This is a genomic window from Pseudomonas sp. B16120 (assembly GCF_044218845.1).
Taxonomy (GTDB): domain Bacteria; phylum Pseudomonadota; class Gammaproteobacteria; order Pseudomonadales; family Pseudomonadaceae; genus Aquipseudomonas; species Aquipseudomonas paracarnis.
On record NZ_CP162588.1, the window covers coordinates 5,397,730 to 5,410,002 of the forward strand.

Annotated in this window: 8 protein-coding genes; all 8 read left to right on the forward strand. The window is 52.2% G+C overall.

Annotated features, from left to right (window positions below):
• The first annotated feature begins 67 nt into the window (after positions 1-67).
• A complete protein-coding gene (locus tag AB4P90_RS25200; RefSeq protein ID WP_130175021.1) occupies positions 68-2,404 on the forward strand; it encodes a hypothetical protein in 2,337 nt (778 codons plus the stop codon).
• A complete protein-coding gene (locus AB4P90_RS25205; RefSeq protein WP_130175022.1) occupies positions 2,388-4,487 on the forward strand; it encodes a site-specific integrase in 2,100 nt (699 codons plus the stop codon). Before AB4P90_RS25200 ends, AB4P90_RS25205 begins: the two co-directional genes overlap by 17 nt.
• Complete coding sequence (locus tag AB4P90_RS25210) at positions 4,484-5,113, forward strand: hypothetical protein (protein ID WP_130175023.1); 630 nt, start codon at positions 4,484-4,486, stop codon at positions 5,111-5,113. Before AB4P90_RS25205 ends, AB4P90_RS25210 begins: the two co-directional genes overlap by 4 nt.
• Positions 5,114-5,115: 2 nt before the next feature.
• Positions 5,116-6,552, forward strand: a complete 1,437-nt coding sequence (locus AB4P90_RS25215; protein WP_130175024.1) for a tyrosine-type recombinase/integrase — start codon at positions 5,116-5,118, stop codon at positions 6,550-6,552.
• Between the two features lie 247 nt (positions 6,553-6,799).
• Entirely contained in the window at positions 6,800-7,858 is a 1,059-nt protein-coding gene (locus tag AB4P90_RS25220; protein WP_130175025.1) for a hypothetical protein, read from the forward strand.
• A 42-nt stretch (positions 7,859-7,900) separates the two neighbouring features.
• Complete coding sequence (locus AB4P90_RS25225) at positions 7,901-9,499, forward strand: ATP-dependent nuclease (protein ID WP_395605461.1); 1,599 nt, start codon at positions 7,901-7,903, stop codon at positions 9,497-9,499.
• Positions 9,492-10,580, forward strand: coding sequence for a UvrD-helicase domain-containing protein (locus AB4P90_RS25230; protein WP_130175027.1), 1,089 nt, complete (start codon positions 9,492-9,494; stop codon positions 10,578-10,580). Before AB4P90_RS25225 ends, AB4P90_RS25230 begins: the two co-directional genes overlap by 8 nt.
• Positions 10,581-10,849: 269 nt before the next feature.
• The gene (locus tag AB4P90_RS25235) at positions 10,850-12,058 is read left to right on the forward strand and encodes a HEPN/Toprim-associated domain-containing protein (RefSeq protein ID WP_333691478.1); all 1,209 of its coding nucleotides are present in this window, start codon (positions 10,850-10,852) and stop codon (positions 12,056-12,058) included.
• The last annotated feature ends 215 nt before the right edge of the window (positions 12,059-12,273 follow it).

A 12,273-nucleotide genomic window follows, 5' to 3' on the forward strand; every position in this document is an offset into this window, starting at 1 on the left:
ACTTGCACTATCTTATCAAAGCTGTCAAAAATGTAGTTAATACAGTGGCTTGAATGGATTTATGTGAATGGAAAACACTTTGACAATCATCAAGGAAATGCAGTGTTTGCCTTTCTATCCGATCACAGCGATCCCTCGTGACGTCCTGGAGCTCATGCAGCGTTCTTTCGATGCTTTAGCCACACGTTCCAATACAAAGGCTGGCAACCTCATTCCCGTTTTCGATGCCTACTGTCATGTGACCGCTACGCCCATCACCTACCTGTCACTTTCGAACGCGGGATTCGAAAAAGTCATCCAAGGCTTTTTGGGGGCCCTCGATGGCGACTCGCTAGTTCCCGTGGGATATCAAGCCAGGAGGGAGTACCAGCGGAGCTTCGTCAAGCTAATGATCAAGATGCGCGAAGAGATTCCGATGCTGCCGGAACTCACCACCGCAGACTGGCAACCTAAGCTCTACCAGCACGTGTGGCAGGAGATGCAACATCACCTGGATCCTATTGCTGTGCGGTACTGGAATGGCTGGACGGTTCAAGGCCGTAATGGAAAAAACGGGTACGTGCCCATTGCTTATTTGTGGAACTCTCATGGCCATGAGTTCGCTGAAAGTGTGTACGAACACTACAGCAACAACATGTCGAAAAAGTTGAGCCCATCCCATTCTGACTTCAATACATTTGTCTATTATCTCGCGAACAACGAAGAACGCTGGCCAATCTCGACATTCCAAAATCCAGTGGAAATCAGGCGACTATTCGTTGACTTCATGTTCCACAGCTTCACACAGGCATTAGAAAACGGTACAGACTTAGATAACCGAAGCCGTTCCTACTCAAAATTTGTATTCTCAATGGATGAGGTTTTTCTGCAATCCGGAATTTGGGCTAAGCCATTCTCGGGCGCTCTACCCAGGCCAATTTCAAAGTCGACGTCAGGTACAAAGACAAATACCAAACAGAAAGCTGACGGAACAGTTGTAAAGGACAAATTGATTACAGAAGTTCCTATCCACCTTACCGATAGCGAAGCTATCGAAATTCTGTTCAAAAACATCCATGAAGACAACGCGCTCGTTTTGAAATGGGCGAGACATCGACTGCAAAAAGCCAAAGAAGCATACGAGGCCTGCGTAGAGCGTGGGCAACGAGGAACTGTTATCACCGGTGGTAACAGCAACGCAAAAACTATCGACGAAATTGGCGCAGAAAATATATGTGCGACCTTCCTAAAAAAAGGGATCACATATTTCAAGAACAACTTAAAGAGCATCCTGGGCAAAGCTCCCAAAGGCGAAGCCTATAAGCTTCTTGGCATTCCCAGCGTAGAGACCGTCTTCGCTCTACAGATGCTATTGATCCACGGACATCCAGATGTCACCGACGCGTTTTTCTTGGGCCTAGAACTTTATGATAAGCGAGGCGACCTAACAGCGCTCACAAAAACAGAGTCGGGCGCCTATCAATTGACCGGATATAAAGACAGGGCTGGCGGCCATAATAGTGAGAGAAAGATCCTGCTATCGGATGAAGAGACCGAGTGGGTACAGCTTACGCTTTCCATGAACCAAGTATTGCGAGACGAGCTTCGAGCAGCAGGTAACGACGAGTGGCGATATATGTTTCTTCACACCGCAGGACGATTTGCTACACCGTCTAAGCCAGAGTCCATTAAGCTGAATGATAAAACCATTAAGTTCAGACGCGAAATGGTTGAAGAGTTCATGGTTCTTGGAAATCGTAGCGAATTCGCGACCGTGCGCTTCATTTCTAGGCTGTCAGTCACAGCATTTCGCGCTTCCGCAGCCGTCGAGATCTTCCTGCGTGATCACGACGTTGAGGAGATGGCCAGGGCGTTGGGCCACAAGGGATACACCTCCACACTGCTTAGCAGCTACTTGCCAGAGCCCATCCTGGCCTTCTTCCAGACACGCTGGATCCGTCTGTTTCAGCGCGGGATTATCTGCCGCGCTATGAAAGACAGCCCGCGCCTGCTAGAAGTCGCCCACTTCGCAAGCATGGAGGAGCTCCATAAATTCCTGGAAAACCACGCATTGCGGGAAATCCCGGAGCACTTGCAGAACCCTGACTATCTCAAGACGCCCGCAGCCGCAGCCGCAGCAAACGATTCTGATGCTGACAAGCCTGGCCAGGTGATCGTTTCGATCGATACCGGCGTGCTCACGGCCCTGCTGTCGCTAAAAGCCGCCGTTGTCGAAGCAACCAAGACAAACCCAACAGGCAGGCAGCTCTGCTCGAAGGCCATCTACTGGGCGCGCTTCACTGATCTGGTGGTCAAAGATATTGAGGAAGGCCTGGACAGTGACTTGATTGATCACCTCGAAGCTGCTCAACACCACGTCAATGCCTCTCACATGGAAGACCTGATCTATGCAACTGCCTCCTGAGCTCGATTTCCTTGCCCCTTTCTTGGTTGAGCCCTCAGAGGCGTATCGATACGCGTCTTGGCTGCTGAATGACTTCGACGCTGATATCTGGGAATACAGCTTTGACTACAAAAAGCCCAAAAACCTGGATTGGAGGGTGCAGCTGGATGATGGAAGCCTGCTGACGGATGCCAAAAACCAAAATCTTCTGTTGGGCTTCAAGTACTACCTAACGTCCTGCACTCGTGACGATTCGGGCTATATTCAGGAGACCAATGAAGTCCAGGGCCAGCAGCTTCAGCGCTTCTGTCATGCATGCCACATCTTGGATTTCTTGTTAATTAATGGCAAACGCTACCGATTGGCGAAGTATGGCCTGGAAGGTCTTACTGCCGGTAACTTGACAGAGATTCTCGAAACGCTTGCTGACACTCCACTCATTGCAGAGTCGGTGTACAACTGGCGTGAACGGCTGAGAAATTACTGCTTAAAGCTTGTCGAAGCAACCAGTTCCATCGCCTTGGCCGAACTCATTCAAGCCATGCCCCAAATTGCCGAAGTTTCCGATGAGCAGCGTGTCGATAACAACCTCGGCATTGCTTGCGAGCTAATTCCTAAAGTTCGCGCCGCGCTCTATCTTAAAGGTTTCTACCACAAGCAGGTGGGTGGTAACAGACCAAACACCACTCAGCTATCGCAGGAGATCTATCTAGAGACCCTTTGGGGGAAAAACCAACCCAAAGTGATGTATGACATCCTCATTTATAATGATGACTCCTCACAGTTCGATCGTGAGTTCCCAGGTGCGCCTGTAACAAGCGGCGCCCGAGAAAAAATGCGTGATTCTACATACGTTACTTACCGGCGCGCAGTGTATCAGCTAGGCGTTCTCCATGAGTTGAAGTTGCCAGCCCCAAGGGAAGAAGCCCTCATAAAGGCGGAAAAATTCCAGCCTGATCTGTCGACCATCGGGCGCTTCCGCACCCTTCCGTCCGAAATCGTCTTCACGGGTCTGCGCCAGGCAATCGAGTTTCACCTCGACCATGGCCAGGAGCTTAGCAGGGCGTTTTGCCGTATCGCACTAGAGTGTCGTAAACGCAGCGTTTCCCCGAGCGCCCTGACCGCATCAGAGGTTCAACAACTGGTAGGGCCCAAGCTGGCAGCGTTTGGTGTAAGCAAGCTTTGCTTGGCTATGAACTCAGCGAACAACGGGGCATACCACAGCAATATCAAGGGCACCAAAGAATCCTATTTTGAGAGCCTGCGTGCCAATCATGGCCTCTATGAGCTTCTGGGCGTCTACATAGGCTGCGTACAGCTGACTGTGGGAATCCTGATGGCACGCAGGGTCAGCGAGCTGTACGACTTGAACGCCAAAGACTGCCTAGATGAGACCGAGGGTTGGCTGCTGTTCCGGAACGCAAAAAGCACTCGGCACTTGTTTGGCATGCGCCGCCGAGAAGCCAGGCCGATCGAGCCGATCGCGGCAGATATGATCAAAACACTCATTCGAATGCAGAAGGTGCTTCGTCGTATCGGCTACATCCCGAAGCTTCAGAAGCTCCTTTCTGTTCCGAACTTCAAGGGTGCAGCGAAACTGACAGAGTCCAGTGCCTACGTCTACAACCGCAACCTGGATCTCTACTGCGACTATTTTGAGACCCCGCTGACGGCTAAGGGGGAACGACACTACTTCCGCCAGCATCAGATGCGCCGGTTCTTCGCGATGCTGTTCTTCTACTGCGGCAGCTTCGCCAAGCTCGATACGCTGCAATGGATGCTCGGGCACACTGATCCGAAGCACGTATACCGCTACATCACGGAGTCGACTGATGGTGCAGTGCTGGCCAGCGCGAAAGCGCAGGCCGTGGCCGAGCAACTGCACCAAGGCAACTATGAGAACTTCATGGAGCTCACGCATCTGCTGAAGGAACGCTACGGTACTGAAAAATTCACGTTGATCAGCACCCACGACCTGGAAGATCAAATTGTGGAGTTGATGCAGGAGGGCTGGGTCGAGATCGAGCCCGAGTTTTTCAGCGATCACGAAGGCAAAAAATTCAAGATTGTGGCGCGCCTTAAGCGTGCTCCGGAGGCAGCATGAGCAAGGGCAAGGGTGTTTCACTGGCCGCACAGGCCGTGCCGTCGGTGCGTGGGCTGCACGCATTACTGGTTGAAGCTATCAAACGGCCTAAGCAGTACTATGCCGACCAGGAGCTTCTTAAAGCGCTGAAGAGCCAAGGTGGTATTGCGGCTCTAGAACGCATGGTAACCAGCGATCGTGGCGAATCCCTACAGATCATGGCCATGAGCCTGAACTCTCTGAAAACCTACGCCGAAGGTCACTTACCTGGCGGGTTCAAGGCCCTCAATGACCTAAGGCTCAAAGCGCTAGAAGCCCTTAAGATTGCGGAGAATCGTGGAGAGCGAGCCAACAAGCGCAGCCGCTCTGGCCTCACGCTGAAGGTTGCCGAACTGGAGCATGAGCTTCTGCTGCATCGCCAGACCAACATGCTCCTGCTTAAAGCGCTGGCAGAGTCCCACGATTGGTTTTTCAACATCCACAACGCCTCCTCCCACTTGCTGCGGGAAAAGGCGGCGCAGGATGCAACTGAGAACCTAAGAGCGATCCTCAGCATGGCGATGCCACCCTTCAATACCCTGCACACTGTCGAAGCGCCGGCACCCTCCGCCGACGTGTCCAACATTGCCGATTACAGGAAGGGGTAGTCATGCAAGCCGTGACCAAGAAAAAGCTTCATTCTCTACTCGGTGAGTTTACATTTTTCAGCCATTACTCTGTCGATCGATTCAGCACCAAAGAGGCGACGAACATGTCCTTCTTGTGTTGGCCGAACGGTTCGCCCTGCCTCATCGGCAACTTGTATCTTCAGACTTTGCTCAACAACCGAGGTCGCACACGCAATGGCCTTTCCCGGAGGGGGACGAAGGGGGGCTCGATGGCAGGCCATGCAGGGATGGTGGGACAGTTGCTGAAGCGGTGCTATCGGGATGGTATCGATCCGATCAACCTCACGGATCAAACCTTCACGGCTTACATTGTCGAAATCCGACTGGAGCCCGCTAAGTACAATCCAGCTCAGCCCAAGAAGACAGAAAATAGTGTGATTGCCACGGGCAAGGTGTGGCTCGATTTTTTGGTTTTTGTGGGCACCTTCTATCGTCACCCGAATTTCGTTTCAGAGAACGGAACCATCCGTGCGCGCGAGGAGACCTACTACATCAAAGTCCGGGGAGGCAGAAAAGTTCTAAAGTCCCATCTTTGGCACCACTCATTCGGCAAGCCTCACCGAGTACGGCGTCGTGACCCTGTTACCAGCGAGCAAGTACAGATGCTTAGGGCTGCCAATCGAAAGGACAAGGCCACCGACTTCGTGAAAATGCGGCGCCTCATAATGATCGAATTGTTCAATGACCTCGGCCCTCGGCGTGGCGAGCTGGCAAACCTGAAGGTGCAGGATGTGCGCGATGCGATTGCTCTTGGCCTCGACTCTCCGGTATTGCGCTTGGACACCCTGAAGCGTGAGGAAGATGCTAAGCGGTATGTACCGATTCTGATGCCAACGCTGCGAATGTTAGACCGGTTCATCGATGGCCCTCGGCGCAAGCTCATGCGCAATTTTTACAAAGGAAGCAAGGATCACGGCTACCTGTTTGTATGCTCCAGAACCGGAAAGCCCCTCAGCGACAAAAATTTTTCTAACGAAATCCTAAAGCTTCGAAAGCTCGCAGGTATCGAGTCTCAGATCTGCCCGCACATGTTCCGGCATGCCATGATCACTCGCCTCTTCACCCAGTTCATCGCACGGCATCAGCTGAACAACGCGGATGATTTTCGGCGTGCGCTTTTGGACACCGAAACCTTCAAAGCCGAGGTCGCCGAATGGACTGGTCACCTCGACCCAGACTCGGTGGAGAACTACATCCATCTCGCTTTCAGGGATCTGTCGGGCTACACCGAGACCCTTAGCTCAACGCACCTTACACTGGCTATGGACAAGTACTTCACACTCTCAAAAGACCTTGAGCAGCAGTTGGAAGAAGGTTTACCGGTAGCCGAATACCTCCGACTAAGGCAGGAGCTTAAGGAACTGTACAAGCAAGACGCTGAGATCGCAGAGAAGCGCATTACGTCGCTGAAAAAGTGATAAGGCTGAGGCAGATGAAGCGATCTGCCAATAAGCCGCTCAGCGGCCTCCTGCTTGACCTAAAGCGCCAGATCCGTAGCAATACCAATACCAGGAGGCGGCTCTCACAACCTCATAACGCCTCACCAGCGGTCTAGTATTGATTCATCCTGGCAATATGCTATCCATGAGATCGGGGGAATCTATCTCCCCTAGGATTAGCTCCAGCGCTCCACGGGCGTTAGAACGCAAAAAGCAGGGAGAATCGATGCGCCTAGATCAGATGCCATACAACTCAATGCCCACCCTGGCCGTCCTTCCGTTCCGGCAATTCAGCATCGGATGGACATGGCAGTTGCGGGCACTCAAGCTCTTCCCCGACTCCCAATTGTCCTGGAAGCGTTACTTCTACGATAACGGCAGTGGCCATGCGAGGGCGGCTGTTTTCACCTCCTACGAGGAGGCCATAGGAGCTGCGGACGAATTCAACAGCCGAACCAGTGAACTGGTAGCTCAGGCGGTGCCGGATCCTGTGCTTCAGAACTCGACCGCCCTGAAGGTCGAGAAAGCACTGACGGCGGCGCGCCGTATCCGGGGAGAAGAAGAGCTCATGGAGCGCGAAGCAATCAAGCGAAACGCCCATTTGCCCCGTCCCAACATGCAGGAGCTGGAACTGCACAATACGATGGAAAGCTTGCGACAACCCCTCTACCAGGAGCTTGAGCGCGCTCCTTACCTGGAGATAGTTGCCATCCCGAGATTCAACATGTGCCTTCGTCGTACCGAAGACCAGACGTGGGAACAGATCGGAGCCTTGTCTCCCAAACGCTCGCAGATTTGCCTGCGAGAGGTGACAGCCAAAGGATTCGGTCTTTCGGGAGCAGATCACTGGGGGAGAACGAAAGCACAGATTCGGGCACTGCTTCTTCCCAGAGCCAATCAGCTGCTGCAGTTAGCGAGCGTCAAGCAGATGCTTGCCGAGGCGAGGATGCGCGGCCAGAGAGTAGTGGTCTGCGGTGGCTTCGTGTTCTGGTATGAGGACGACGGGGTGCCACGGTGGGTGCTGAAAAACACGGGTGGCGAGTCCAGCAGCGATGAAGGAAACACCTTGTGGTACGAGGGAACGATCTTATCCAAGAACCATGGCCGGATCGTCGTGCTTCCCTATATCAAGGAGAACGGGGAAAAGGTTCAAGGGCACACGAAGAACGCACCGCACGATGGAAAGGCGCTACCTCGCCATCGAGATCAGTACGTCACCCTACCTTTTGAGATCCTGGACGGCGACCTCATGATCGGACTATTTGGTGAGCTCCACTATGAGTAATGCACCGACTAATCGGACATCCCTTCCATGTAAGGACAGCAGATGATCACGAAGATCAAAATCCAGGGCTATCGGATCTACGGCGACTTCACGCTGCTGCCCAACAGGGATCTCAATATCCTTGTGGGCGGTAATGACGCGGGGAAGTCGACCCTGATGGAGGCAATTGGTCTCGCGCTCAACGGGCGTACCGGTGGTCGCTCCGCTCAGGAGGAGCTGAACCCGTACTGGTTCAACAAAGACCTGGTTAATCAATTTCTGGAAGACTGCGCCCGGGATGAAAAATCGGCGCTACCAGAGATCCTGATTGAGCTATTTCTAGAAAATCGGCCAGAGTTGCAGTTTCTCTGCGGGGCGATCAACAGCGATAGGAAGACGAATGCCTGCCCTGGTATCTCGTTCAAGGTCATTCCTAACCCCGAGTATGACGAGGAACTTGCCCAGTGGCGTATCAACCCCAGCGCGCTGATACCCGTTGAGTACTACAAGATTGAATGGCGTACCTTTGGGGATGAGGTACTGACTCGGCGCCCCCGGCAGCTCGCCGTTGCGACTATCGATTCCCGTACCGTCCGCTCAACCTCAGGCGTCGACTATCACCTACGCCAGATCCTCAGTGACCATTTGGAGCCGAGCGAGAAAGCCAAGATCTCCCAGCATTACCGCGAGATCAAAGAGTCCATGACCTCTAACTCCCTGGGAGGAGTGAATGATCGCCTCAAGGATATTCGAGCGCCACTGGATAACCAGGTGATGGCCTTAGCCATGGATCAAAGCGCTCAATCCTCCTGGGAGGGGTCGGTCACACCACACGTAGATCATGTGCCGTTCGCCTTGGCAGGCCAAGGGCAGCAGGCTTCGATCAAGATTTCGCTGGCCATGCAGCGCCTGTCCGAGCACACCAGCATCGTGATGATTGAAGAGCCAGAGAATCACCTGTCACATACCAGCTTGACCACGCTGCTGTCGCGCATCGAGGAGGCTGCAGGTGAGCGTCAACTGTTCATCTCGACCCACAGTGCCTATGTGCTGAATCGCCTCGGCCTGAGCTCCTTGCTCCTCCTGCATCGCGGCAAGGCATCTCACATCGAGACGCTTGATCCGGACACGGTCGGCTATTTCCAAAAGCTCCCAGGCTTCGACACGTTGCGGATGGTGCTGGCTCACAAGCTCGTCCTAGTGGAGGGCCCTTCGGACGAGATTCTGTTCGAGCGATTCTTCAAAGACCTCTACGGTAAGCACCCGATGGAGCTGGGGATTGATGTGATGAGCATGCACGGGCTGACGTTGAGGCGCTGCCTTGAACTGTGTACTGCCATCGATCGACCAATTGCAGTTCTTCGAGACAACGACGGAGAAGACCCAGAAACCCTTAAGGAAACTGTCAGCGAACTGCTCGAAACAGGAAAGCGCGAACTCTTTATTGGTGCAAAGGAAGCGGGCAGGACATTGGAGCCACAATTGAGGGCGTGCAACAGCGAAGAGTCTCTGCGCAAGATTCTTGGGGCCACTGATAGGGCCAAGCTTGAGAAATGGATGTCGAGAGAGAAAACGGAAGCAGCACTTCTCATCGCCAAATCCAAGGAGACGGTCACACCGCCACCATATATGGCTGCGGCTGCGGCGTTCATTCATGGCTAAAAACTACCTGACCCTGGCAGTTGCGGGTGCTCGCAAGACTCAAGGCCTGGTGGAGCATTGCAAAGCATTAGCAGCCGATCGCAAAGTTCTGCTCATCACCTTCGCCCAGGCCAATCAGATCGAGTTGCGCGAGCGCGTAAGGCGGTATGCCGGAGACCGACCCGGCTTGGAAGTCTCTGGCTGGTTCAGCTTTTTGCTGCGTCATTTCGTCAAACCCTTCGTCCCATTCGCATTCCCCGGCAAGCGCTGCAGGGGCTTCAATTTCGAAGGTGATCCAGGACGATATGCCAGCGGTGAGAATCGATTTTTCGATTCGTCGGACAGTGTGTATGCGAAGGAATTAGCACGCTTGGCCCACCAACTGATTGGCCAAAGCGGCGGGGCCTTGATTCAACGCCTCGAATGCCTTTACGACGAAATACTCATCGACGAGGTTCAGGATCTTTCAGGTTACGACTGGGACATCCTGGAGGCGCTGTTCGGCACACGCATTGAGATACGGCTCGTCGGGGACGTCCGGCAGGCAGTCTTGTCCACCAATCCTCGTGGTCAAATGAAGAAGGCCTTTGCCTACTCGAAATCCATTGCATGGTTCAAAAAACAGCAGAAAGCAGGCCGCCTGGAAATCAACTACAGCTCTGTCACGTGGAGGTGCTGCCAGACAATAGCTACCTTTTCCGACACCATCTTCGAGGCAATCTGGGAGTTTCCGGAAACGACCTCACAGAATCACTCGATCACACCCCACGACGGCGTTTTCCTCGTGAAGAAGACTCACGTCCGTCAGTACGTTGAGACATTCCAACCCCAGTGCCTGCGCAACAGCATTCGCTCGGGGACGGAGTTCGACCTCAACTACATGAACTTTGGGGTATCCAAAGGGCAAACCTTCAACCGCGTGCTGATTTATCCAACCGAACCTATCGGCAAGTTCATCAGCAAAGGGGAGTATCTCTTGCCCCTATCCGCAGCCGATTTTTATGTAGCGGTCACACGGGCCGAGCAAAGTGTGGCGATTGTCTTGGATAAGCCAGGGGCCTCACAGATCCCCTATTGGCATCCAACTGTCGCCGCTGAGTAATTGCATGGACTTGACCACCCATTTGAATTCGACTTGACCAGTCGTTTGCGTCGGATTTGACCAGCCCGCTGGCCGACCCTGATCGGCCAAAAGCAGCCGCTCGACGACTTAATGGCGAAATGCTAACTTCAGGCTAATGTTTGGCTGTCTCCTCTGTTTCGGGCGCTCCGTCGAGCGACACTGGCCCAGGTTAGATATGCAAGCAATTGCAATCGACGCATAGCATTTGTCGGCCGGCGTCGCGATCTAGCAACCATAAGGAGGCAGTAATGTCCAGCTGGTATGACATTAAAATTCAAGGATTCGAAGTATTTAGCAACTCTAGTCAGTGTTTCTCGGAGTGGTATTTCCAAAAATCCGATCGTATAACTAGGGAAGGGAATGAAGCTAACATTGATACTAAGCGGTATTTATACGTGACCGACGCAGCGACGGCCCGTCGTCGACTAGCGCTCCAAGGGTGCGACAGACGTCTCCTAGAATCGGAGTATGAGCGAGCCATTATAGATATTGAGAAAGAATTTGAATTTGCAACAGAATACTACCCGGACGACGTAGCCACTCTTCGCAACGCAATTACCGGAATGACGTTAGACGACTGGTTATCCAAATTAAAAGTCATCGTAAATGAGGAGCTAGATCGACGCGCTCTACATGATAACTATCAGCACACGGATGCGGTAATAAACTATTTGACTAGTGTTGGCAAATGGAACAGCGATAATCGATATACTTCTTTCCCTTGCATTACTCCCGACTGCTACACGCTCGCAGTGTTAGAAGTTACTCCTGACGACGCCGAAGTGATAATGGACTGCACAGACTGCGTCAAGGCAGGATCTATAGCTGCGTTCGATACGTATATCGAGTACCTTCAGCCGCGCACATACCTTTATGAAATTTTTAAAACTTCGATACATGAAATAGAAAACATTGTGCACACGGTCGAAGTAAATAATACACTTGCAAAGCTTCTGTTTGCAGGTGTTATCACCGCGCTTGAAACATATCTATCAGATACAATGAGAAAATTAATATTTAATAATCAAGCAGTAATCCGAAGGTATGTTGAATTTGAAGATTCGTTTCAGAAAAAAATCAAGATTAGTGAGATATACCTGACGCTTGAAAAGCTTGAAAAAGATGTGTCGGCATTACTCGACAAGACCAGCTTTCACAACATCGAAGAAACATCAAAACTATATCAAAACGTTTTGATTGTAAACTTCCCTAGAGAAGAAACACTAGAACTAAAGAAAGCTGTTGAGATCCGGCACGATATCGTCCACAGAAATGGCAAAACTTTTAAAGGCGAGTATCGCAATATAACAGAGCAAAACGTTATTGCTCTTATATCGTCGATTGTTTCATTCCTGGAAAAAATTGACGATCAAATCCGAAACAACTTGCTTTTCTACGAAAATGATAATGAAAGCGACTGGAGCCCAAACCCGAGATTCCAAATTATTGTGATGTGACTGCTTTTAGCTTCGCAGCAATCACCCACGTAAGGGCCACAGTCACTGAACCCAAGGCCATAAATCGGCCCTATACGCTCTTCATCCAGGCACTTGCGCACTGCTGCCCGAAGCACCGTCTCGTCACCCATGGAGTTCGCGGAGATGATGCCAGACTTCAGCGAAGCGGGTGTATCGATCAAACAGCTGCGATCGAAATCGGACAAAGGGACTGC

Bases quoted from the DNA above. Each gene is read 5' to 3' on its own strand.
- AB4P90_RS25230 (WP_130175027.1), top strand. From the start codon at position 9,492: ATGGCTAAAAACTACCTGACCCTGGCAGTTGCGGGTGCTCGCAAGACT.
- AB4P90_RS25235 (WP_333691478.1), top strand. From the start codon at position 10,850: ATGTCCAGCTGGTATGACATTAAAATTCAAGGATTCGAAGTATTTAGC.
- AB4P90_RS25210 (WP_130175023.1), top strand. From the start codon at position 4,484: ATGAGCAAGGGCAAGGGTGTTTCACTGGCCGCACAGGCCGTGCCGTCG.
- AB4P90_RS25205 (WP_130175022.1), top strand. From the start codon at position 2,388: ATGCAACTGCCTCCTGAGCTCGATTTCCTTGCCCCTTTCTTGGTTGAG.
- AB4P90_RS25220 (WP_130175025.1), top strand. From the start codon at position 6,800: ATGCGCCTAGATCAGATGCCATACAACTCAATGCCCACCCTGGCCGTC.
- AB4P90_RS25200 (WP_130175021.1), top strand. From the start codon at position 68: ATGGAAAACACTTTGACAATCATCAAGGAAATGCAGTGTTTGCCTTTC.
- AB4P90_RS25215 (WP_130175024.1), top strand. From the start codon at position 5,116: ATGCAAGCCGTGACCAAGAAAAAGCTTCATTCTCTACTCGGTGAGTTT.
- AB4P90_RS25225 (WP_395605461.1), top strand. From the start codon at position 7,901: ATGATCACGAAGATCAAAATCCAGGGCTATCGGATCTACGGCGACTTC.